The following is a 22748-nucleotide window of genomic DNA, read 5'->3' as shown; positions in this document are numbered from 1 at the left end:
TCGACCAATGCGGATGTGAAGGCGCTGTCTTTGACCGGCAGTGCGCCGGAAGGATTCTGGCTGCGCGCCGAGACGCAGACTGGCGGGGTAGGGCGACGAGGCCGCAAGTGGGAAAGCCCGCAAGGTAATCTCTTTTGCAGTACAGCGGTCGATTTGCGGCCCGGTGACCCGGAACCTTCTTCCTTGTCCTTTGTCGCAGGCCTGGCGGTTCATGGCGCCATTCGGCACTATCTGCCCGACGTGCCAATGCTGCTCAAATGGCCCAATGACGTTATGGTTTCCGAGGCGAAAATCTGCGGCATATTGCTGGAGCGGGTTGGTAATCAGGTGGTTGTGGGCATCGGCGTCAATATCGCACAGGCACCCGAGGTAGAGGGGCGGACCGTGACCAGTCTGAAGAAGGAGGGCGCGGCGGTCGAAGCAGAAAGCTTTCTCGGACAGCTGTCGATTGAGTTCGAAAAAGGGGTCAAGCTCTGGCGTCAGGAGGGCCTCGCCCGTATATTGCAGGAATGGCAAGCTCTCGCGCATCCGGTCGGAATGAGCGTGACGACGAGCGATGATGGCGGCGACAAGATCAGTGGCGAATTTGCGGGCCTGACCGTCGATGGCGCGCTGCGCTTGAGAAAAGCCGACGGAACGCTTATCGAAATACGCGCCGGTGATATTTCCATCGGCTAAAGAGAAGAATCGCTTATGCTATTGGCCATAGACGCCGGAAATACCAATGTCGTGTTTGCTCTCTTCGACGGCGACGACATTCGCGCGCGCTGGCGGATCGCCACCGATGCCCGGCGCACGGCAGACGAATATGTCGTCTGGCTGCGGCAGCTCCTCGAGCTGGAAGGACTGGAGCTGGGCTCCGTCGATGCGGTGATTATCGGCACCGTTGTTCCGCGCGCGCTGCATAATCTGACGGTTCTTTCTGAAAAATATTTTGGCGTGACCCCGCTGGTTGCCGGTCGGGGTGCTGCGCATTGGGGCATTGCCCTCGATGTCGAACAGCCGGACAGCGTCGGCGCAGACCGCGCGCTCAACGTGATCGCTGCGCATCAGAAATATAAGCAGGACATCGTCATCATCGATTTCGGAACGGCTACAACCTTTGATGTTGCCGATTATGAAGGCGCTTATAAGGGCGGGGTGATCGCACCCGGGATCAATTTGTCGCTTGATGCGCTGGTAGGCAAAACGGCACAATTGCCGCGCATCGCACTGGAATCGCCGGAAGATATCAATGTCATCGGCACGACCACCGAAAGCCAGATGCTGATTGGCATCTTTTGGGGTTATGTTGCGATGATCGAAGGGCTAGTGGAGCGCACGAAGGCGCAGATTGGCCGGCCGACCAAAATCATTGCTACCGGCGGATTAGCCGTACTTTTTGACGAACATACAGATGTATTCGACCATCTGGAATCGGACCTGACTCTTCAGGGCCTGCATTTCCTCTATCAGCGAGCAACCAACGCTTCATGACAAAAGCAAAAAAAGAACTACTGTTCCTGGCCCTCGGCGGGTCGGGCGAAATCGGCATGAACGTCAATCTCTATGGCTGTGACGGCAAATGGGTGATGGTCGATCTCGGCATGACCTTTGCCGATCCCAGCTATCCGGGCATTGACCTGATCCTGCCCGATCTCGAATTTATCGAGAAGAACCAGAAGGATCTGCTCGGCATCGTGCTGACTCACGGGCACGAGGACCATATCGGTGCGGTTCCCTATTTTGCCGCCGATCTTGATGTGCCGCTGTTCGCGACCCCGTTCACGGCGGGTCTGATCCGTCGCAAGCTGGAGGAAGTCGGCCTGCAAAATGATGTTGAGCTCAATATTATTCCGAATGAAGGCAGTTTCGATCTTGGTCCGTTCGGCTTCCGCTACCTGCCGATCGCGCACTCCATAGCCGAAGGCAATGCGATGCTGATCGACACGCCTTATGGCCGGATTTTCCACACGGGTGACTGGAAGCTGGACGACGAGCCGGTGCTCGGTGTGCCGTCGACCCCGGAAGAGCTGCAGAAAATCGGCGATGAGGGCGTCCTGGCGATGGTCTGCGATTCGACCAATGTCTTCAACAACAAGGCTTCCGGTTCGGAAGGCGAAGTCCGCCGCAATCTGATGCGCGTGGTCGACGACATCGACACTCGCGTGGTGGTGACGACCTTTGCGTCCAATGCCGCCCGCTTGCAGACCCTGGGTGAAGTGGCGGTCCATTCGGGCCGCAAGCTTTGCGTTGCCGGTCGCTCGCTCGACCGGATCATCGAAAATTGTCGCGAAAACGGCTATCTCAAGGACTTTCCGCCGACCGTCGATTTCCAGGAGGCGATGAGCCTGCCGCGGGGCGAGGTGATGATTATCGCCACCGGCGGGCAAGGGGAGGCGCGCGCCGCTCTCGGGCGGATTGCCGGTGACAGCCACCAGATCAAGCTTTCCGAGGGCGATCACGTGCTCTTCTCGTCAAAGCAGATCCCGGGCAACGAGATTGCGATTGGCCGGATCCAGAACCAGCTGGCGGCCAAGGGCGTTGTCATGATCACCGAGCGGCAGGAACATATTCATGTTTCGGGCCACCCGGGCCAGCCGGAGCTGGCGCAGATGTACGACTGGATCAAGCCGGAAATATTGGTGCCGGTCCATGGCGAGATCCGCCATATGAAAACCCAGGTCGCATTCGGCCTGGAGCATGGCGTCCCGAAAGCCATTTTCCAGCAGAACGGGGATGTCGTGCGTCTGGCGCCCGATGGCCCGAAAATTTTGGGGCAGGAGCGGACCGGACGGCTCGTCGTCGACGGTGATGTGATCATCCCGGCTGACGGGAAAACCCTGAACGAGCGCCGCAAATCTGCACATAACGGCTTGATTTCGGTGGCTATCGGCCTTGATCCCAAGGGCAGGATTTTTGGCCAGCCGGTGCTGAAACTCAACGGCGTTCCGCTGGAGGAAGACGAAGAAGATTTCCTCGACGAAGTGGTCGACGCGATTTTGAGCAAATATAGCAAGCCGGTGGGCGATATCGACAAATTCAACGAAGCGATCCGTTTGCTGGTGCGCCGCAGCGCAACCGAATGGACCGGCAAAAAGCCGATTGTTTCGGTGCTGACTGTGGAGGCTTAGCGGGCTTTGGAACTCACTTCGGTCATTGCGATCTATGTGCTTTTCTGGGTGATGGCCGCGTTCATCATCCTGCCGATCGGTATCCGCAATCATCATGAATCGGGCATCAAGATGGTCGAAGGGCAGGCGGACGGAGCGCCGGTCAATTTCCGCCCCCTGCGGGTGCTGTTGCTGACCACATTGCTGGCAACAACGGCGTTCGGCTTATTCTATCTGAACTATGCCAATGGCTGGATCACCCTCGACATGATCGATATTTTCGACAGCCGCGACCGGATGGGTTAGGCTAGGGGCCAGGGGCCAGGGGCCAGGACAGGATCAGTTGCGCAGACGCTCAATTGCCTGGGCCAGCGCCACATAAAGCTTGCCGACATCCGACGACAGCAAGGTGACGCTGATCGCGCTGCCATCGCGGGTGGCGAGCACGCCCCGCAGCATCGCCTCGAAATCATGAATATAGCGGTTCACATGTTCGCGGAATTCGTCATTGCCGGAATATTGCGCGAGAATTTCGCGGACTTCGCGGTTGTCGAGCAAACGAACGGCACGGCGCGTGAAGATGCCGCGATCCCCTTTCAGATAGGCAGCCCATTCGGTGTCGGTGACATCATTCGACAGGATTTTCCCGACGTCGATGGAAATGGAGTTGAGCGATTCGGTCAGCTGCGCCACGCGCCGGGTGAAATTCTCGTCGCTGCTCTGTTCGGCCTTTTCCCGAGCAAACAGGATACGCTGTTCCAGCTTCGTGGTCATATCCTCGATCGCCGCCAGCTGTTCGGTCAGATGGGCCGCAGTGGACTGGGTCGTCTCCACAGCGCTTGAGACCGCCTTTTCCAGCTTCGGTGCAATCGAGGCGATCTTGTCGTCGATAATCCGGTTCAGCGCCTCTTCGCTCATTTTCTCGAATGTTTCGGTCGAGCCGGAGATAGAATTTTCGAGCGCCTGACGCGAATGTTCGGAAGCCTGCTTTGCTGTTTCTTTCACCCGCAACAGTGCGCTGATCATCTTCTCGCCGGCGCTCTCGGCCAGCGATTCATTTTGTTCGCGTACGGCCTCGATCGCTTTCGCGATGTCGTCAATCTGCTGGACAACCGACTTGCTGGTATCGTCGCTCTTCTGGCCCAATTTGCCCAGCAATTCCTGCTGCCTGGTGATTGAATGATCGGTCTGGGCAACCTGCTGGGCCACTCTGCCGGCATCTTCCTGGGCCTTGCGGGCCTCGCGGGCAATCTGGCTGTAAAGCGCCAGGCTTTCCTGCGATTTCTCCGACACACGTTCGAATGCCGTGGGCAGGGTCTCGTCCATTTCCCGGGCACTGCTGTCGAGCGCGACCAGCAGGCGTTCCATTCGCTCGATCATGCCATCGGCGACGACATAGCCGTTTTCAAGCGATTGCTGCAGGGTTTCGCTATTCTGCTCCATGGCGTTCATGGCGAAGGCCAGCTTTGCTGTTTTTTCGCCGCCGTCATTGTCGAGATTTGCCAGATTTTCAGCAATTTCGGAAATATTCCGGTCGAGCGTCTCGGCCAGTGTTTTCAGCCGGACCTCTTCCGCGTCCGCGATTTTTCCAGCGCTTTCGAGAGCGGTTTCCAGCGCATCCAGATCGGCCCGCATCGACGCAGCCGAGTCCGAAGCTTCAGTCGCGAGCCGCGCCCGCGTCTTGTGGATGGCGTCGACGGTTTCCGAGGTGGTTTTCCGCAATAGCGCTGCCAGTTGCTGCGATCCGGCTTCCGCTTCCTGCAGCTGCTCTGCAAGGCTGGCCTTGATCCGTTCGGCTTCAACGGCAAGATTATCAATCGATAGCGAGGATTTGCTGGTCAGGGCGGTCAGGCTTTGCTGCGCCGCCGTGCCGACTTCGCCGATTTTCTTGAGCGTCGTAACCATCGCGGCCATTTCGGTCTGGGCGGTACGTCCGGCGTTGCCGATCTGGTTGGTTACGTCCTTGGCGGTGTTGATCACCACCGGCAGATGTTCGCGCAACTGCTCGAGATTCTTGTAGGCTGCGCCACCGACATCATCCAGCTTCTGCATTTTGACCAGGCCGTCATCCAGCGATTTTCGGATCAGGCCGGCAGCATTGGTGAGCTTGCCCGATGACTGTTCGCCGAGAAATTCCAGTTCCCGGCTTTCCTGGCTCAGAAATTCGCGCGCGACGCTGAGTTCATTATTGACCGTTTTCAACCGGGCTTCGAGCAGCTTGGACTCGGTCCGGAGCGACAGGCCGACGTCGGCAAAGCGACCGGCTTCGCGGGTACTGTTGCGCATGTAGAGCAGATAGGCAATTCCCAGCGTAGCGATCGGAAGGCACCATTGGGTCAGCAGGTCTATCCCGGCCTTGGGGGTGACCATTGTTGTAAAAATGTCGCGATTGGCCCACAGGAAAAACGCGGTCCAGCAAGCTCCGGCAATGGTTAACAACAGCAGCGGAACGAGGCGGGAGCGGTCCCGGGCGGACGCCATGTCATCGGCATATCCATCCCAATCATCGTCCGGCGAATCATCGGCGATTTCGTAATTTTCTTCAGGTAAATCAAGTGTTTCCGAAGTCGGCTCTGGGGCTTCGCTGTCCATGCCAGCGGTTGTTTCCACCTGGTCGTCGCCGGCACTTTCGTCCCGATCCCGCCACATCCCGATTATCTTAGATTCACCTGCCATGGGGACTATTTAACACAATATCGGATCATAGAAACCATAAGTTAACCATATTGCGTGTAAGTGTTCGGAATGTCATTTGATTATGGAGCTCTGGACGCCGCTCTGACGGCCGCGGTGGGGGATGATCAACCCCTGATTGCGGAATTGCGTGCGGCGTTTCTGGAGAGCGCAAAACGGCAGGTTGATTTGCTCGGGAGAGCGCGCTGTGATGCCAATTGGGAATATGCGGCCTGGCGTCTGAAAGGACTGGCCGCAAGCTTCTCCGCGACCAAGATCCTGCAACTGGCCGACGAGGCCGCCCATGGTGCTCCGGGCGATCCGGTCATTCTGCAGAAACTGGAGCGCGCTGTTTCCGCGGTAGAGGCGCATCGGGACTGAAATCCCCGCTCCGCCGCGTCAAGTGCGCCAGCAACACCGGAATGTAGAAAAATGTCACGGGTGGAACGTCTGCTTCCGCCTCATGTGGGGCTTTTGCGCCGATTCTCCATTTTTCCGAAAGCGGACGGAGCTCTCTTTGTTCCACTACGACAAAGACTGGGGGTGGAAGCGGAAGATCTGCTATGGTATCCTAGGCCAAGTCACGCGTTAAACCAAGGCGCGTCCCAGACACCCGCAATCTCTAGAAATACACCAGCTAGCAAGCCGCAAATTGTGACATACAACAGTACAAGAAGCCAAAATGAGCGAGGTTCCTCGCCGATAGACACGATTTTTATCAAAGGAAGCGGCGAATTGTATCCGCCTTTTGCGATGAGTCGTCCGGTGACGGCGGCAGAACACAAGTTGCCCGCAAAAAACATAAAGCAACAGATCAAAAGAAATTCACTCATACGCTTACCTAATCCCTGATCATGAATTACGAGTAAATCTGCGCGTTTAACATCGTAAAGAATAGCTTAGCACAATCATAGTGATGGAGCGCGCATTGACAATATTGAGTATCAAGTTCTTTGCGCTGGCCTGGGTTTTAGCCTGAAGCTACCTTGCCTTCTCGTGGAATGCGAACAGCCAATGCCCGCATCCGCAATTGGATCGTTAGCTGCCACTATCGCCTCAGTGAATTTGCGTCTGCTTTCGCCTTCTTCAGTTCCCAAAGCAGACTGTCCGTTTCCCACCCGAAAAGCGGAGATTCAAACCGAGACATTTCTGATTATCGCTTGGCATGACCGGACGCCACCATCTATGGACGGGAAGAGCCTTCCTCTTCTTCGTTCGGGACCCCAAATTTCGTGAAACTGGCACTGATTTCTCTGGCAAAAGACGATCTCGACGGGCAGGGGCCGATTGCCCTGCTGCCGTTGTTTGCCGGGACCTTGCTGGATTTGCAGATTCGGGCCGCGCAACACATCGGCTGCGAAAAATTCGTCTTCCTCTGTCCGGTCACTCACGGCGCATTGTTGCAGAAAATCGACGAGATGAAGCAGCAGGGCCTCGATGCGGAATATGTCCGCAGCCCCAGCGATCTGGTGCAATATGCGAGCGAGCAGGATCATATCGTCTATTTCGCTGACGGCATCATCCCCAATGAGGAAATTGTCGACCAGCTGGGCGGTGCGCCGCAGGAATTGCTGTTCACCGTATTGCATGCTGAGGAATATCAGGAATTCGAGCGTATCGATCTCAACCAGCGCTGGCTCGGTATCGTCTCGCTCAATGCCTCGCGGCTGGTGGCGATGATCGATATCCCGGACGAGTGGGAGATCGGATCAGCTCTGCTTCGGACCGCAGTGCAGGCCGATTGCCCGCGCGCAATCATCTCGGACCGGCGAATGGGTGCGGGGGCGATTTCCCATATCCAGAGCGAGCTGAGCGCAGCGCAATATACGCGGCGCAAGTTGAAGGACATGCCTGCAGCGAAGGACAATTTCCTGAACCGCTTCTTGTTGCGTCCGCTGATCAAGCGCAGTCTGCCGCGTCTTTGGGCACGAAAGGCAGCGCCACAATATCTGCAGATTTTTGCACTGGTAGCCGGGCTTGGCGGTATCGTTGTTGCGGCGTTTGGCTATGCAATAGCCGCGCTCGGTCTGCTCTTTCTCGGTAGCGCCGGGCAATTTGCCCGGACCATGATGCGGCAGTTTGACGGCGCCGTGAACATGAGAGACTGGACGGCATTAGCACTGGATATGTTCGTGGCGAGCGGCGTGGCCATCTTGCTGCTGCAGGCCTCTGATGCCGCCACTCTGCTGCCGAATCTTGTGATTTTCGTCTTGTTGCTGGCGCATTTGCTGCTCCTGAGGAGCGCGCCGGACAACGGCCGGTTCCTGCTGGTCCGACCGGACCTGAGGCTGGTACTGCTTGTGTTGCTCCTGGCCAGCATTTTCGGACCGATCAGCTTTGGCATATATGCCGCGGCGCTCTACTCCGGCCTGTCGCTGCTCCTTGATCGCTATATCGCAGGAAAAGCGCCGAAATTATCCGACCCGCAGGGTGAATAGCGGAACATTCGACTTAGCGGCTTGTTAACCACATTAGGGTACGGCCTAGCTATGGCAGAGCGAGTTTTTCCGATGGATCGAAGCAAGCACACTGATATTGTCCGCCGCGCGAGCGCGATGGCTGATAAAGCCTCGTTCGTGGCGGATGATTTTGCGCATGCGCTGTTCCCCAGAAGCGACGTCATTTTCAATGATCGCATGCGGTCCAATGCGCAGCAATATCTGCGTAGCGTCGTCGACCAGATTGAAAAGCGTATCTGCACCATCGCGACCCAGGATATGGGGGTTCATCAGGAGGTGCTCCTCGATATCGCGCAGGGCGGCAAAGGCCAGAGCTTTGCCATGCTCGAGCCGTCCGGACTGCTGAAGACGCCCGAAATCGTCCGTCATCTGTTCGTCAAAACGCAGCAAAGCGAGCTTTCCGCCCGATTGTTGCAGAAGATCTCACAGGAAGATCTCGAATCCACGCTGACGCGGCATCTGGACCACGAGGATCCGGCTGTTGCCGAGGCTGCCATGGGGCTGCTTGTCGCGCAATCCAAGACCACCGGCGCTCCCGGTGAAATCGCTGCCAGCCCGGGGGATTTGCCGCCGGAGATTCTCTATTCGCTTGCCTGGCCGATAACTGCCGCGCTCGCCAGACGGTCCGGCTTTGCCGGTCCGCAATTGCAGCAGGCAACAGAGCGGCTGCTTGCCGCGCATGACGAAAGCGCCGGCGTGGCACGCAAGGCCGAGCGGCTTGCCCAATTGCTTGACCAGTCTGATGAGGATCAGCACTCTGTTCCCCATCCGATGAGAGACGGTCTGACGCTGTTTGTCGCGCGACTGGCTCGGCGGTCCGGCCTGACCAGCGACCAGATTGTCGCCTTTACTGCCGAGCCGGATATGGTGCGTCTGGTCGTTGTCATGCGGGCCGCTGATTTTCCGGCTCAGGAAGCCTTGTCGATATTTGCCGCGCTTGACGGCGGCGACCATATATTGACCGCAGCAACCTATGGCGAGACCGACCGGGATCGCTGTTTGGTACAGGTCTCGCACTGGGCTTCTCCCGAGGCCTATCAGAAGGCCGAACGGCTTCTTTCCGGCGATTTCCCGGGCAGCCCCGATAGATGACCACGGACCGCAAATTGACCGAGCCGGTGCTGGGACAGGTAGATGCCGACGGACTGCTGCTGTCGGCAGACCCGAAGCTGCTGCGGCTGCATCTGCGCTGCGGTGGCCGGGAAGGCGGCCCTCTGGCCGTTCCCGAGTTGGCAGATTTATGCCGTCTCAGCCGACGGCTGGGGATGAACCTCTCCCGTCCGGTCCAGGCATCGGATGACGATTCACGTATTGAAATGTGGGTGGAGACCCGGCTGGCTTCGCCGGAAAAGGCAGGGCCCCTCCACCTTTCGATCATCGACTGGAAGGAATATTCGCACCGCGAGAGCGAGAAAGACGATCCGTCCAGAGCGCGCGATTTTGACCGGCTGGAAGGCCGTGGGGCGATCCGCACCGATGCCGCGTTGCGGATCATAGCCCGGCAGATGCCGGATGAGGCTGACCAGGATTTCGAGGTCATCGGTCAGTCCCTGCTCGATATATATGATGTCATTCCACCGTCGGCCAATGCCGGTCTGCTGGAGGCCGTGGCCGAGCGCCAGCCGATCCGCAACCAGCGGATGCGGCAGAAAGGCGGGGCACAGCGTCTGTTCGTGCTGCAGGGCAATCCATTGATTGACAAGGCCGGACTGTTCGCCGGCTATCGTTTTACCGCGACGCCGGACGACGCCCCGAATGTCCAGCCGGCCCGTGGCGCAGATACCAGGAGCACCAATGGCAAGCTGATCAGCGACAGTCTGTTTGGAACGCAATTGGGGCCCGCATTGCGCCAGCCGCTGGGCAAGATCATCGCCAATGCCGAGACCATCAGCAGCAAGCTGGAAGGCCCGCTGCGCGGCGACTATGCCAGCTATGCCAAGGATATCGCATCGGCCGGACGACATTTGCTCGATCTGGTCAATGATCTGTCCGATCTCGAGGCGATTGAACGGCCAGAATTCACCGTGGCGGGGGACGATATCGATCTGGTTGATCTGGCCCATCGGGCGGCAGGCTTGCTGGCGGTCAAGGCGGCTGATCATCACATTCGTCTTGACCTTCCGGACGAAAAAGAAAAATGCCCCGCCAGCGGCGAGTTTCGCCGGACGCTGCAAATTCTGGTCAACCTGATCGGAAATGCAATCCGTTATTCGCCCGACGGTTCGGTGATCCGCCTGCGGGTATCCACCGATGACGGTTTTGCCCGGATTGCCGTAAGCGATGAGGGCGATGGCATCGCTGCCGAAGACCAGCAGCGGATTTTTGAAAAATTCGAGCGGCTGGGCCGGTCTGGTGATGGTGGCAGCGGATTGGGGTTGTTCATTTCCCGTCGTCTGGCTGGCGCTATGGGTGGCAGCCTGACCGTGGCCAGCGAAGCCGGCAAGGGTTCTACTTTCACCCTGTCCTTGCCGGAACGGAAAACGGCATAAAAAAAGGGGAGCGAAACGCTCCCCTTTCTCCAGATTTCTCTAGTCTTTACCGCTTGTCGATCGGCACATAGTCGCGCTTGGCCGGACCGGTGTAGAGCTGACGCGGGCGACCGATGCGCTGGCCGGGATCGGAAATCATTTCGTTCCACTGCGCAACCCAGCCGACGGTGCGGGCGAGGGCGAACAGCACGGTGAACATCGAGGTCGGGAAACCGATCGCCGAGAGAATGATGCCGGAATAGAAGTCGACGTTCGGGAACAGTTTCTTGTCGATGAAATAGGGATCGTTGAGCGCCATTTCCTCGAGCTGCAACGCCACGTCAAAGACGGGATCCTTGACCTTCAGCGTTTCAAACACTTCGCGAACCGTTTCCTGCATCACCGATGCGCGCGGATCGTAATTTTTATACACGCGGTGACCAAAGCCCATCAGGCGGAACGGATCGTCCTTGTCCTTGGCGCGCTTGATATATTCCGGAATGCGGTCAGGGTGGCCGATTTCGTGCAGCATGTTGAGCGCCGCTTCATTGGCGCCGCCGTGGGCAGGGCCCCAGAGGCAGGCAATGCCGGCCGCGATACAGGCAAACGGGTTGGCACCCGAGGAGCCGGCGAGCCGGACGGTCGAGGTCGACGCATTCTGTTCGTGATCGGCGTGGAGGATGAAGATCCGGTCCATCGCCTTTTCGATCGCCGGGTGTACTTCATATTCCTCGGCCGGAACACCGAAGGTCATGCGCAGGAAGTTGCCGGTATAGGACAGTTCATTGTCGGGATAGACGAACGGCTGGCCGATCGAATATTTATAGGCCATCGCCGCGATGGTCGGCATTTTCGCGACCAGACGGTGGCTGGCGATCATCCGCTGGGCGGGATCGTTGATGTCGGTGCTGTCGTGATAGAAAGCCGAGAGCGCGCCAACCACACCGCACATGATTGCCATCGGGTGGGCATCACGACGGAAGCCCTGGTAGAAACCGCGCAGCTGTTCATGCACCATGGTGTGGCGGGTGATCGTGTTGGTAAAGTCGGAATATTCGTCCGCCGTCGGCAATTCGCCGCGGAGCAGCAGGTGGGCGACTTCCATGAAGCTGCTGTTTTCGGCGAGCTGTTCGATCGGATAGCCGCGATGCAGCAATACGCCTTCGCCGCCGTCGATGAAGGTCAGCTCTGATTCGCAACTGGCGGTCGAGGTAAAGCCGGGGTCATAGGTGAAGGCACCGGTCTGGCCGTATAATTTGCGGATATCGACCACGTCGGGACCGATGGTGCCCTGTAGAACCGGATATTCGAAATTGTCGCCATCGATGCTGAATTTTGCGTTATCGCCCACGATATTGTCCTTTCTGCTCCTGAAAACTCAGGTTTTTTCTATTTGATCTGCAAGACGCCCCAGTGATTCTTCTTTCCCAAGAAGTATCAGAACGTCAAAAATTCCGGGTGAACTGGTGCTTCCAGTCAGGGCCGCGCGCATAGGTTGTGCGAGCTTCCCCAGCCCCAATTCGGCAGACTCCGCGATCGCTTTTATGGTTTCTTCCGTTGTCTCGAGCGTCCAGTCTTCCAGATCGGTCAAGCCAAGGTGAATCGATTTCAGCAGCGTCCGTGCGGGAGCGTCTAGCAGATTTTCTGCCCGTTCGTCGAGGCCAAGTGGGCGTTTTTTAAAGAGAAAAAGACTGCTTTGCGCCAATTCGATGAGATTTTTTGCGCGACTCTTCAAAACCGGCATGGCCTGGCCGAGCAAATCGCGGTCCGAAGCGGATAAAGGCGCTCCCAGATCCTGTTCGATCCATGGTGTGGCGAGCCGCACCAGATCCGCATCATTGGCCTCGCGCATATAGTGGCCGTTGAGATTCTGCAGCTTCTTGGTGTCGAAGCGTGACGGCGATTTGCCGACACCGGAGATGTCGAACCATTCTATTGCCTGTTCCCGCGAGATGATCTCGTCATCGCCATGGCCCCAGCCGAGACGCAGCAGATAGTTGAACATCGCGTCGGACAATATGCCCATGTCGCGATAGGCCTCGACGCCCAGTGCACCGTGCCGCTTCGACAATTTGGCGCCGTCATTGCCGTGAATCAGCGGGATATGCGCATAGGCCGGCTCGTCCCAGCCCATCGCGCGGATCAGGGCGAGCTGGCGAAAGGCATTGTTGAGATGGTCATCGCCGCGAATCAGGTGGGTGACGCCCATGTCATGGTCATCCACGACGACGGCCAGCATATAGGTCGGGGTGCCATCGGAACGCAGCAGGATGAAATCGTCAATCTCGCTGTTCTGGACCGACACATCGCCTTGCACCATGTCGGATATGGTCACTTTTCCGGAGCGTTCGGTTTTCAGCCGGATCGCATAAGGCGCACCTTCCGGCGCTTCCGACGGATCGCGGTCGCGCCAGCGGCCGTCATAGCGCATCGGCTTTTTCTCGGCCCGCTGCTGCTCGCGCATGGCGGCCAGTTCGTCCTGGGTTGCGAAACATTTATAGGCGTTGCCGGAAGCCAGCAGCTCGTGGGCGACTTCGGCGTGGCGCGCGGCGCGTTGCGACTGGAAAACGGTTTCCCCGTCCCAGTCGAGCCCCAGCCATTCGAGGCCTTCGGAAATGGCGTCAATGGCTTCCTGGGTGGAGCGCGCCTTGTCGGTATCCTCGATACGCAGCAGTGCCTTTCCGCCATGGTGACGGGCGAACAGCCAGTTGAACATTGCCGTCCGTGCACCGCCGATATGGAGAAATCCGGTCGGGGAGGGGGCAAAGCGGGTTACGACCATATTTGTCTCTTTCGGCTGATCAGCTTCATTTGAATTCACGCTTCGGGGGCCCTGTGATAGGGTCCTGAAATGCGGGATGGATTGAGCCCGAATGGCACCATGAGCACCGGTTCCGGGTCGACTGGCACCGCCCTTAGCACGCTGTTTCACCCGCGACAATTGTCTGATTTCTGGCGCGACAGGCAACTCTCCAAAATGATTGAAAACCAGCTGGAAAAGGAGCGGGACCAGCTGGCTTTATGGGTTCCGGTGGCGCTTGGTTTCGGCATCGCCTGCTGGTTCAATCTCGCCAATAGCGCCTGGTGGCTGGCTTTCATCAGCCTGTGTGGCGGGCTTTGCCTGATTGCCGTCATGACGGGACGTGACAGGCGAGCCGCCAGGGCCTTGTTCTGGTTCGCGCTGCTGGCCGCTACCGGTTGCGCGCTGATCTGGCTGCGCTCGGGGAGCGTCGCCGCGCCGGTGCTGGAGCGGCCGCTCGTCACCACATTCAACGCCGAAATCGAGCGGATCGAACCGCTGCTGGCGCGCGACATGGTGCGGCTGACGCTGCGCACCGGCGATAATCCGGAGCTGCCGCCGCGGGTGCGGGTGAATGTGCCGCTGGAAAACGCCGTTCCCGCCTTGCAGGACGGAGCGCTGATCCAGTTGCGGGCGCGGCTGATGCCACCGGCGATGCCGGCGTTGCCGGGCGCCTATGATTTCTCCGAACGCGCCTGGTTCCAGGGGCTCGGCGCGACCGGGCAGGCGCTGGGCGAAATCACCATATTGCGCCCCGCCGATCCGGTCTTTGCGTTGTCGCGATACCGGCAGATGCTCTCGGCGCATGTCCAGTCGCAGATGTCCGGCGCTGCGGGCGCGATCGGCGCGACTCTGGCCACCGGGGATCGCGGCGCGATTGACGAGGCGGATGCCGAAGCGATGCGGCGCAGCGGGCTGGCGCATCTGCTCTCGATCAGCGGGCTGCATGTCACGGCGGTGGTCGGGGCGGTCTATCTGCTGATCTTGAAGACGCTTGCCCTGTCGCCGCCACTGGCGCTGCGCTTTCGTCTGCCGATTGTGGCGGCCGCCGGCGCGGCGCTTGCGGCGGTCGCCTATACGCTGATGACCGGGGCGCAGGTGCCGACAATCCGCGCCTGTGTCGCCGCATTGCTGGTGCTGGTGGCACTGATCATGGGGCGCAGCGCGATCACCTTGCGAATGGTCGCGGCGGGGGCCTTGTTCGTTTTGGTCTTCTGGCCGGAATCGCTGGTGGGTCCCAGTTTTCAACTGAGTTTCGCGGCGGTCACCGCGATCATTGCGCTGCACGAGCATCCGCGGATCAAGGCGCTGGTCATGCTGCGCGAGGAAAGCCTGCTGCGCCGCGCCGGGCGATTCATCCTTGCGCTGTTCCTGACCGGCCTGGTGGTCGAGATCGCGCTGATGCCGATCGCGCTCTACCATTTCCACAAGGCCGGGCTCTATGGCGCTCTGGCCAATATCATCGCTATCCCGCTGACGACCTTCGTGATCATGCCGCTGGAAGCGCTGGCTCTGGTGCTGGACAGTATTGGTCTGGGCGCACCGATCTGGTGGCTGTGCGAACAGGCGCTGAGCAGCCTGATCGCGCTGGCGCATTTTGTCTCCAGCCGGCCCGGGGCCGTGACGATGTTGCCGACCATGAAGGTGATCGCCTTCGCACTGGTGCTGCTGGGCGGTCTGTGGCTCTGCCTGTGGCGGGAGCGCTGGCGCTACTGGGGGCTGGCGCCGGTGCTGGTCGGGACTTTGATGATTGCCACAACCCGTGCACCCGATATCTATATCACCGGCGACGGCCGCCATGTCGCCATTCGCAATGAAAGCGGCGAGCTGGCGATGCTGCGCAGCCGCAGCGGCGACTTCATTCGCGACATGATCCGTGAAAATGCAGGAGTGGAGGGGGAATCGCAGGCGCTGGAAGACTGGCCCGGTGCCGATTGTAACGGCGACAGCTGTCTGGCCACGGTCCGCGCGGGCGGGCGCGACTGGCGGTTACTGGCGACGCGCAGCGGTCATTATATCCCGGCGCTGTCTCTGTCGGCGGCCTGTCGCCGCGCGGATATTGTGGTCAGCGACCGGCGGCTGCCGGAAAGCTGTCAGCCGCGCTGGCTGAAAGTCGACCGCAATCTGCTGTCGCAGGTTGGCGGCATGACGATTGATCTGGAAAATCAGCAGATATCCACCACGCTCGGCTGGACCGGCAGGCATATCTGGACGCGTTATCGGTCGGATGATGGGGACGCAAAAAACGCTGGCGTCAAGAGAGCCAATCAGTAGCGGCGCAGCAATCCGGCCATCTTGCCCTGAATCCGCACTTCGCCCGCACCATAGATTTGCGGTTCATAGGCGGCGTTGGCGGGATCGAGCCGCACCCGCACACCATCCTTGTGGAGATATTTCAGCGTGGCTTCCTCGTCGTGGATCAAGGCTACGACAATCTCGCCATCGCGCGCCACTTCGGTTTTCTGGATCAGCGCATAGTCGCCGTCGAGGATACCGGCCTCGATCATCGAATCGCCGGAGACTTCCAGCGCATAATGTTCGCCGGGGCCGAGCAGCGCGGCAGGCACGCTGAGCGCCGACTGGCCTTCCATCGCTTCGATCGGCGCGCCGGCGGCGATCCGGCCGTGCAGCGGAATTTCCAGAATATCGTCATTGCTCGGGGCCGGGCTGGACGCGACTTCGCGCACCGGTGTTTCCGGGTGCAGCGCGACCACATTGGAGGGCTCCGCTTCCTGTACGCCGCCTTCCGGCAGCTTCAGCACTTCCAGCGCCCGCGCCCGGTTGGGCAGGCGGCGGATGAAGTGCCGCTCCTCGAGCGCGCTGATCAGACGGTGAATGCCGGACTTGGACTTGAGCCCCAGCGCTTCCTTCATTTCCTCGAACGAGGGCGAAACGCCGCTGTCCTTGAGTTTTTCATCAATGAAGCAAAGAAGTTCATGTTGCTTTTGCGTGAGCATGTCCAGTGTCCTGTTCTGGGAACGAATACGGAACAATTAAGAAACAAAACGGGGGAAGTCAAGCGGGAAGTGCTGCGGCCGCTGGCAGAAGGGTGGGCGATGTGGACAGATTGATCAATTGCTTCGATGTCGGCAATTCGCGCTTGCCGTACAAGAGCTGTCCATCCGCTAACGCCCCAGTTGCGGACGTTCACTCCAGCCTGACGCTTAGTCCGCTTTCGGTAGGAAGCGGATACCGCTTACGAAATGTCCGTGCCGCTGCGCCGACCAGCAATGCTATCGCGCCGACCGCGAAATGGATCAGTCCAATCGGATGCAGCTCCGTCAAGCCGCTGCCTTATCGCGCAACATGATCGTTCCAAGCCAGATAAACCAGACGATTTGGCCGAGGCCAAAAATCTCGACAAAAATTTCCCAGGAAGGAGCAACGGACAGGACGCCTGCACATCCCAGGATAATTCCCAGATAGTTAAGAAACTTCGGATAAATACCGCTCTTCAAACCAGTCCAGCTAATGATGAGAATCCACACGCCTCCCAGGAGCTCGATTCCACCGCCCAATCCGTCTTGAACAATGCCAACCGCCATCCAAAGTGTAGCAGCTCGTTCAGGATCATTTGCATATATACTGATCACGCTTTCCGCGCCGACATTGAAAATCATCCCGCTGGCTACAACCACGCCAGCCCAAATGAGGCCCACCGATGTTGCGACTTGCATCGCTTTGGGCGATTTTTCCTTCAATTGGTCATGCAGTGCCAAGACCAGAACAGCCAAAACCAGCGCGGCAAATATATAGATTATCGACATGGTGGACATGATGAGAATTTTATTCTCGATGAGAAACTCTACATTCTCAACAGGGTTGGAATTGCCTGGAAAATCGAGGAAAAAAACAAATATCGCGAACCCGATAATATAGCATAGCGCCTCCGTCAAAGCCGCAAGGCCGCCCATTTTCCGATAGTTTTCCAACATTGGCCATTTCTCCCTGTTTCCCAACGGACTGATGTTCCGAAGTGAAAAGCATGTGGCATATTCCATATCGATAATCAATATTTATATTGCCATATATCAATATGTAGATTATTGAAGGACAATAAATTACGGAGACTCAGTGATGGAATCGAATATCAAAAAGGATTCACAATCAAATGATATCGTGCTCAAATCCGCACGTAGAATATTGGCTTTTAGCAAGTGGATTTTGTTGGCTGGAATAGGCGTTGCCACAATTTGCTTGCTGGCAATACCATTCACCTATCAATATCTGCTGGCGGAAATGGCGAAGGCATTTGTGAGCCCGCCCGAGCCTGAGATTTTCGGGATGATCGCATTGATAATGGCACTGGCGGTTGTCTTGATGTTGCTGACGCTTTTTGCGGTCGATCGTTTGCGTCGGATCGTGCGCTCGGTTGGTGAGGGCAATCCCTTTACCGATATCAACGGTACCCGGCTGCGCGGTATTGGCATTGCAGCCGTCGGAATCCAGATTGTAACATTTTGCGCAAGCCTGCTTGCTACAGGCGTGGTCACAATGCTCGGTGATCCGAAACCGGGCGTAGATTTTGAAATGTCGCCTGATGCCAGCATATCGATTTCCGGTATTTTGCTCGTCTTGCTGCTTATCATCCTCGCGCGGGTTTTTGATCGCGGGGCGGAAATGCAGGAAGAACTGGATGGGACGGTTTAATGGCTATTCGAGTCAAGCTCGACGATCTGCTGCACGATAACCGCATGACCCTGACCGAGTTGGCCGAGCGGGTGGATATCACGCTTGCCAACCTCTCCATCCTGAAAACCGGTAAGGCAAAGGCAATGCGTTTTACCACGCTTGAGGCGATCTGCCGGGAGTTGAAATGCCAACCCGGTGATTTGTTACGCTACGAACCGGTAGAAGAAGATTGAACACCGCAACAATTTTCGGGGTATCAGTCTACGATATTGGATGGCCACCACAGACAGCGCATATTTTTTCGATGGAAGGCGGCCTTGGTTCAGAAAAATGCAACAGCAAATATTGGTGCATTCAAATGAGCATCTAGTGTCCGCCTTCGGGAGTTAGCGGACATCATCTGGAAGAAGAGTCAATGAACGCTCGCCACCCAAATCTCATCCCTTCGGTACGATCTAACAACGTGCCGATAGCGGACGACCCTGACAACTATATCCCAATATAAGCCACCATTTCCCCTACATCCGCCGCCCCCGCACCGGCAGGCCGGTACAGCAGCGCATTGGACGCCGCCAGCACCGACAGCTTGGCGCTGTCCTGACTGTTGAAGGGGGTTATGCCGCTCTGGTCGACCCTGGCCCGCAGGAACTGCGCGCGGGGGCCGTTGGCGGGGAGGGCTTCGCTGGTCGGGGCGCTTTGGTAGGCGGGCAGATATGTCTTGGCTCCGGCCATGAAGCGGACCAGCGGCAGCAGGAATAATGTGGCCGCGACAAAGGCGGAGGCGGGGTTGCCGGGGAGCGCCAGGATCACCGTCTGGCCGAGCGTTCCGGCCATCACCGGCTTGCCCGGTTTCATCGCGATCTTGTAGAAGTCGATCTCGGCGCCGAGCCGCTCGAACGCCGGCCCGACCAGATCATGATCGCCGACAGAGGCGCCGCCGATAGTGACGATGATGTCGCAATCCTTCGCGCTTTCCAGTGACTGGCATAATATGTCCATATTGTCCGGAATGCGGCTCAGGTTGCGGGTTTCGGCGGTCAGGCCGGAGAGCATGGCTGACAGCATGACGTCATTGCTGGCGGGGATCTGGTGGGGCAGGGTGGCGCTGCCCGGCGCGACCAGTTCGTCGCCGGTCGAAACGACTGCCACTTTGGGATGGAGGCCGACCGACAGCTCGCCATAGCCGGCGATCACCGCTTCACCGAGCGCCGCCGCGTTGAGCAGGCTGCCTGCGTGCAAGCCGGTGCTGCCCTGCTGGAAATCACCGCCTTTGTGCCGGACATGGCGGCCTTTTGCGGGGGAGGGCTCTGCGGTCAGGTGGATGGTGGTGCCATCGGCGGCGACATTCTCCTGCATGACCACGGTGTCGGCGCCTTCGGGCAGCAGGGCACCGGTGAAAATACGGGCGGTCTCTCCGGCTTGCAGCGCGCGGCACGGGGGGCTGCCGGCGGCGCACTCGCCGATCAATGTCCACGGGCCGCTGCGATCCTCGAAGCGGATCGCATAGCCGTCCATCGCCGACATATCGGCCGCCGGTTGCTCGCGCTTGGCGATCAGGTCGCTGGCGAGATAGCGGCCGAGCGCTTCATGGACGGAAAGGGTTTCGGCGGGCAGGCGGGATGCCAGCGCGATCAGGCGTTGCTGGGCTTCGTCCAGAGGCAGTAGGCTGCTCATTCCGCGACCCAGTCTCCCGACTTGCCGCCGCTTTTCGAGAGCAGCCGGATATCGCTGATCACCATATCCTTCTGCATCGCCTTGGACATGTCATAGATTGTGAGGAGTGCGACGGAACAGGCTGTCAAAGCTTCCATTTCCACACCAGTCTTGTCGGTCAGCCGCGCCATGGAAGAGACCTTGATGCCGTCCTCCAGAAATTCGAAATCCACCGCCACCTTGGTCAGCGCCAGCGGATGACACAGGGGGATGAGATCGCTGGTCTTCTTCGCCGCCATGATCCCGGCAATGCGCGCCGTCGCCAGCACATCGCCCTTCTTCATGGTGTTGGCTTTTATTGCTTCCAAGACTTCCAGTTTCATCGCGATCCGGCCCTCGGCACGGGCTTCGCGGACGGTGTCGGCCTTGCCGCCCACATCGACCATATGGGCCGCGCCGTCGCCGTCGATATGGGTCAATTTGCTCATTGGGTTCCTGTCAAAAGCTCGCGGGTTGCAGCCTCCACATTATCCTGTCGCATCAGGGATTCACCTACCAAAAAGGCGCGAGCGCCCGATTTTGACAGTCGCTGGCAATCCTCATGGGTGAAGATACCGCTTTCCGACACCATGATCCGGTCGTCGGGGACCAGCTGGGCCAGCCGTTCGGTTTGCTCGAGGCTGGTCTCGAACGTCTTGAGATTGCGGTTGTTGATGCCGAGCAGCGGTGACTGCAGCTTCAGCGCGCGTTCCAGCTCCGCTTCGTCGTGCACCTCGATCAGCGCGTCCATGCCGAGCGACAGGGCTTCCGCTTCGATTGCCGCCGCCAGAGCATCGTCCAGCACCGCCATGATGATCAATATCGCATCCGCACCCAGCGCCCGCGATTCGGCGATCTGCCAGGGGTCGACCATGAAATCCTTGCGCAGGCAGGGCAGGTCGACGGCGGCGCGCGCCGCGACCAGATAATCGTCCTTGCCCTGAAAATAGGGTTGGTCCGTCAGCACCGACAGGCACGCAGCGCCGCCGGCCTGATAGGCGCGGGCATGGGCGGGGGGATCGAAATCCTCGCGGATCAGGCCCTTGGACGGGCTGGCTTTCTTGATTTCGGCGATCAGGGCAAAGCCGTCGGCCGATTTTTCGCGGATTGCCGCAGCAAAACCGCGCGGCGCACTCTGACGAGCGATGTCATCGCTCAGTTTCGACGCCGGAACATCAGCCTTGCGTTGCCGGACATAGTCCCGCGTGGTCGCGCAGATTTCTTCAAGCTTGTTCATTGGTTGGCGATCCAGCAGTTGAGCATGGCGTTGGCAAGGCCCTTGTCGAGCGCTTCGGCGGCTTCCTCCACGCCTTCCTCCCAGCTGTCGACTTCGCCCGCGACCATTAACGCGGCGGCGCTGTTGAGCAACACGGCGTCACGATAGGCGGATTTTTCGCCCAGCAGCAGCGCCTTGAGCGCCGCAGCATTATATTCTGCATCACCACCTTTGATCGCTTCCGCCGGGTGACGGGGGAGTCCCGCGTCTTCCGGGGTGATACGGCTGATGGTGACGCTGCCATCGCTGATGACGGCAACCCGACTAGGACCGGAAATGCTGAGCTCGTCGAGCCCTTCCTCGCCGGAGACGATCATCGCCTTGTCATAGCCCAGTTGCAGTGCCGCTTCGGCATAAGTCTCGACCAGATCGGGCGAAGCCACGCCGATCAGCTGGCGTTTGACCTTCGCGGGATTGCACAAGGGGCCGAGCAGATTGAAGATCGTCCGGCGACCGATGGCCTTGCGGATCGGTCCCAGCGGGCCGAGCGCCGGTTGATGGTTGGGCGCGAAGAAAAAGGCGATGCCGATTTCGCGCAGGCTTTGCTCCCCGTTGGTCGCGGCCTTGGCCAGATCCAGTCCGAGCGCTTCCAGCGTATCGGCCGCGCCCGATTTGCTCGAAGCGGCGCGATTGCCATGTTTCGCCATCGGTATTTCGCAGGCGGCAACCACCAGAGCGGTGGCGGTGCTGATATTCAGGCTGTGGCTGCCATCGCCGCCGGTGCCGCAGACATCGATGGCATTGGCGGGCGCGTCGACAGCGATCATCCGGGCGCGCATTTCCTGTGCGGCTGCGGCGATTTCCGTCGCGGTCTCGCCGCGGTCGGCAAGATCGACCAGAAATTTCGTGATCTCCTCGGCCGAGCAGGAGCCGTCCAGGATCGCGGAAAAGGCCGCGCGGGCCGATGCTTCGCTGAGCGCGCTTGCCGGATCGGGTAAGGTCATGCCGCTTCCTTCGCTTTGATCCCCGCAATCGCCATGAAATTGGCCAGCAGCTTGTGACCATGTTCCGTGGCGATACTCTCAGGATGGAATTGCACGCCGTGAATCGGCAGGCTTTCGTGGCGGAAACCCATGACCGAACCATCGTCGGCGGTGGCGTTGACCGGCAGGCAGGCAGGGATATCCTCGACAATCAGCGAGTGATAGCGGGTCGCGGTATAAGGCGAGGGCAGGCCGGCAAAGACGCCGCTGCCGTCATGGCTCACCGGCGAAGTCTTGCCGTGCATCAGCCCGCCGCGCACCACCTTGCCACCGAAATGCTGGCCGATGCTCTGGTGGCCGAGACAGACGCCGAGCAGCGGCTTTTCCGCATCGGCGCAGGCCGCGACCAGATCGAGCGATATGCCCGCTTCATTGGGGGTGCAGGGACCCGGCGAAATCAGGAAGGCCTGCGCGCCGGTGGCGAGCGCTTCGCTGGCGGTCAGCGCGTCGTTGCGCTCGACGCGTACCTCGGCGCCCAGTTCCATCAGATAATGGACGAGGTTGAAGGTGAAGCTGTCATAATTGTCGATAACGAGGATCATGCGAAGCTGCCTAATCGGAAATTATCGGCAGGCCAAGTGTTTCCGCGAAAGCTTTGACCTGCGCCTTTGCGGTGATAGGGAAATTGCCAACCACCTGCCGTTGGCACTGAGCCTGTCGAAGTGCGCCCTCC

At 59.0% G+C, this 22748-nt stretch carries 22 protein-coding genes; 11 read left to right on the top strand and 11 right to left on the bottom strand.

Going from position 1 to position 22748, the window contains the following annotated elements; genetic code table 11:
* Nucleotides 1-30: 30 nt before the first annotated feature.
* From SPHFLASMR4Y_RS05480 to SPHFLASMR4Y_RS05465, 4 genes are read left to right on the top strand one after another with little or no spacing between them, the layout of a single operon-like run.
* Nucleotides 31-678 carry a biotin--[acetyl-CoA-carboxylase] ligase gene (locus SPHFLASMR4Y_RS05480; protein WP_260807082.1) on the top strand — a complete coding sequence of 216 codons (648 nt, stop codon included), beginning with the start codon at nt 31-33 and terminating at the stop codon, nt 676-678.
* A gap of 15 nt (nt 679-693) precedes the next feature.
* Entirely contained in the window at nt 694-1476 is a 783-nt protein-coding gene (locus SPHFLASMR4Y_RS05475) for a type III pantothenate kinase (protein ID WP_089132658.1), read from the top strand.
* Complete coding sequence (locus tag SPHFLASMR4Y_RS05470) at nt 1473-3113, top strand: ribonuclease J (protein ID WP_089132657.1); 1641 nt, start codon at nt 1473-1475, stop codon at nt 3111-3113. Before SPHFLASMR4Y_RS05475 ends, SPHFLASMR4Y_RS05470 begins: the two co-directional genes overlap by 4 nt.
* A gap of 6 nt (nt 3114-3119) precedes the next feature.
* A complete protein-coding gene (locus SPHFLASMR4Y_RS05465) occupies nt 3120-3398 on the top strand; it encodes a DUF1467 family protein (protein WP_089132656.1) in 279 nt (92 codons plus the stop codon).
* A gap of 33 nt (nt 3399-3431) precedes the next feature.
* On the opposite strand, the gene SPHFLASMR4Y_RS05460 is transcribed toward SPHFLASMR4Y_RS05465, so the two are convergent.
* Entirely contained in the window at nt 3432-5768 is a 2337-nt protein-coding gene (locus SPHFLASMR4Y_RS05460) for a hypothetical protein (RefSeq protein WP_145955463.1), read from the bottom strand.
* Between the two features lie 69 nt (nt 5769-5837).
* Between SPHFLASMR4Y_RS05460 and SPHFLASMR4Y_RS05455 the strand changes: the two genes are divergently transcribed.
* Complete coding sequence (locus tag SPHFLASMR4Y_RS05455) at nt 5838-6146, top strand: Hpt domain-containing protein (protein ID WP_089132654.1); 309 nt, start codon at nt 5838-5840, stop codon at nt 6144-6146.
* Nucleotides 6147-6346: 200 nt separating this feature from the next.
* On the opposite strand, the gene SPHFLASMR4Y_RS16855 is transcribed toward SPHFLASMR4Y_RS05455, so the two are convergent.
* Nucleotides 6347-6598, bottom strand: a complete 252-nt coding sequence (locus SPHFLASMR4Y_RS16855) for a hypothetical protein (protein WP_145955462.1) — start codon at nt 6596-6598, stop codon at nt 6347-6349.
* A 399-nt stretch (nt 6599-6997) separates the two neighbouring features.
* Between SPHFLASMR4Y_RS16855 and SPHFLASMR4Y_RS05450 the strand changes: the two genes are divergently transcribed.
* From SPHFLASMR4Y_RS05450 to SPHFLASMR4Y_RS05440, 3 genes are all read left to right on the top strand, one after another.
* Nucleotides 6998-8203 (top strand): hypothetical protein, encoded by a 1206-nt coding sequence (locus SPHFLASMR4Y_RS05450; protein ID WP_089132653.1) that lies wholly within the window; start codon nt 6998-7000, stop codon nt 8201-8203.
* A 117-nt stretch (nt 8204-8320) separates the two neighbouring features.
* Nucleotides 8321-9316 (top strand): DUF2336 domain-containing protein, encoded by a 996-nt coding sequence (locus SPHFLASMR4Y_RS05445; RefSeq protein ID WP_145955461.1) that lies wholly within the window; start codon nt 8321-8323, stop codon nt 9314-9316.
* On the top strand, nt 9313-10713 hold the full coding sequence (locus SPHFLASMR4Y_RS05440) for a sensor histidine kinase (RefSeq protein WP_089132651.1): 1401 nt from the start codon (nt 9313-9315) through the stop codon (nt 10711-10713). The genes SPHFLASMR4Y_RS05445 and SPHFLASMR4Y_RS05440 overlap by 4 nt, the downstream gene beginning before the upstream one ends.
* A gap of 46 nt (nt 10714-10759) precedes the next feature.
* On the opposite strand, the gene SPHFLASMR4Y_RS05435 is transcribed toward SPHFLASMR4Y_RS05440, so the two are convergent.
* Nucleotides 10760-12043, bottom strand: a complete 1284-nt coding sequence (locus tag SPHFLASMR4Y_RS05435) for a citrate synthase (RefSeq protein ID WP_089132650.1) — start codon at nt 12041-12043, stop codon at nt 10760-10762.
* A gap of 27 nt (nt 12044-12070) precedes the next feature.
* Nucleotides 12071-13474 carry a glutamate--tRNA ligase gene (gltX, locus tag SPHFLASMR4Y_RS05430; RefSeq protein ID WP_089134701.1) on the bottom strand — a complete coding sequence of 468 codons (1404 nt, stop codon included), beginning with the start codon at nt 13472-13474 and terminating at the stop codon, nt 12071-12073.
* Between the two features lie 195 nt (nt 13475-13669).
* On the opposite strand from gltX, the gene SPHFLASMR4Y_RS05425 reads away from it, so the two are divergent.
* Complete coding sequence (locus SPHFLASMR4Y_RS05425; RefSeq protein WP_186266048.1) at nt 13670-15766, top strand: ComEC/Rec2 family competence protein; 2097 nt, start codon at nt 13670-13672, stop codon at nt 15764-15766.
* On the opposite strand, the gene lexA is transcribed toward SPHFLASMR4Y_RS05425, so the two are convergent.
* Nucleotides 15760-16449, bottom strand: coding sequence for a transcriptional repressor LexA (lexA, locus tag SPHFLASMR4Y_RS05420; RefSeq protein ID WP_089132648.1), 690 nt, complete (start codon nt 16447-16449; stop codon nt 15760-15762). The two genes, SPHFLASMR4Y_RS05425 and lexA, sit on opposite strands and share 7 nt — an antisense overlap.
* A gap of 324 nt (nt 16450-16773) precedes the next feature.
* A complete protein-coding gene (locus tag SPHFLASMR4Y_RS05415; protein ID WP_186266047.1) occupies nt 16774-17427 on the bottom strand; it encodes a DUF4386 family protein in 654 nt (217 codons plus the stop codon).
* 142 nt (nt 17428-17569) lie between these two features.
* On the opposite strand from SPHFLASMR4Y_RS05415, the gene SPHFLASMR4Y_RS05410 reads away from it, so the two are divergent.
* Together SPHFLASMR4Y_RS05410 and SPHFLASMR4Y_RS05405 are read left to right on the top strand one after the other, a co-directional pair.
* Nucleotides 17570-18142: a DUF2975 domain-containing protein gene (locus SPHFLASMR4Y_RS05410; RefSeq protein WP_089132646.1), complete on the top strand. Its 573-nt coding sequence runs from the start codon at nt 17570-17572 to the stop codon at nt 18140-18142.
* Nucleotides 18142-18357, top strand: a complete 216-nt coding sequence (locus SPHFLASMR4Y_RS05405) for a helix-turn-helix domain-containing protein (RefSeq protein ID WP_089132645.1) — start codon at nt 18142-18144, stop codon at nt 18355-18357. The genes SPHFLASMR4Y_RS05410 and SPHFLASMR4Y_RS05405 overlap by 1 nt, the downstream gene beginning before the upstream one ends.
* A 256-nt stretch (nt 18358-18613) precedes the next feature.
* Here the strand turns inward: SPHFLASMR4Y_RS05405 and SPHFLASMR4Y_RS05400 are convergent, their stop codons facing one another.
* From SPHFLASMR4Y_RS05400 to SPHFLASMR4Y_RS05380, 5 genes are read right to left on the bottom strand one after another with little or no spacing between them, the layout of a single operon-like run.
* Nucleotides 18614-19798 (bottom strand): molybdopterin molybdotransferase MoeA, encoded by a 1185-nt coding sequence (locus tag SPHFLASMR4Y_RS05400; protein WP_089132644.1) that lies wholly within the window; start codon nt 19796-19798, stop codon nt 18614-18616.
* Entirely contained in the window at nt 19795-20265 is a 471-nt protein-coding gene (gene moaC, locus SPHFLASMR4Y_RS05395; RefSeq protein ID WP_089132643.1) for a cyclic pyranopterin monophosphate synthase MoaC, read from the bottom strand. The genes SPHFLASMR4Y_RS05400 and moaC overlap by 4 nt, the downstream gene beginning before the upstream one ends.
* On the bottom strand, nt 20262-21053 hold the full coding sequence (gene trpC / locus SPHFLASMR4Y_RS05390; protein WP_089132642.1) for an indole-3-glycerol phosphate synthase TrpC: 792 nt from the start codon (nt 21051-21053) through the stop codon (nt 20262-20264). Before trpC ends, moaC begins: the two co-directional genes overlap by 4 nt.
* The gene (trpD, locus tag SPHFLASMR4Y_RS05385) at nt 21050-22036 is read right to left on the bottom strand and encodes an anthranilate phosphoribosyltransferase (RefSeq protein WP_089132641.1); all 987 of its coding nucleotides are present in this window, start codon (nt 22034-22036) and stop codon (nt 21050-21052) included. The genes trpC and trpD overlap by 4 nt, the downstream gene beginning before the upstream one ends.
* Nucleotides 22033-22617: an anthranilate synthase component II gene (locus SPHFLASMR4Y_RS05380; protein ID WP_089132640.1), complete on the bottom strand. Its 585-nt coding sequence runs from the start codon at nt 22615-22617 to the stop codon at nt 22033-22035. Before SPHFLASMR4Y_RS05380 ends, trpD begins: the two co-directional genes overlap by 4 nt.
* Nucleotides 22618-22748: the final 131 nt, after the last annotated feature.

Origin of the sequence: Sphingorhabdus sp. SMR4y (genome assembly GCF_002218195.1) — a bacterium.
In the GTDB taxonomy this organism is placed as follows: domain Bacteria; phylum Pseudomonadota; class Alphaproteobacteria; order Sphingomonadales; family Sphingomonadaceae; genus Parasphingorhabdus.
Note: the sequence above shows the minus strand (reverse complement) of the source record. Positions and strands in the feature narration are given on the sequence as shown.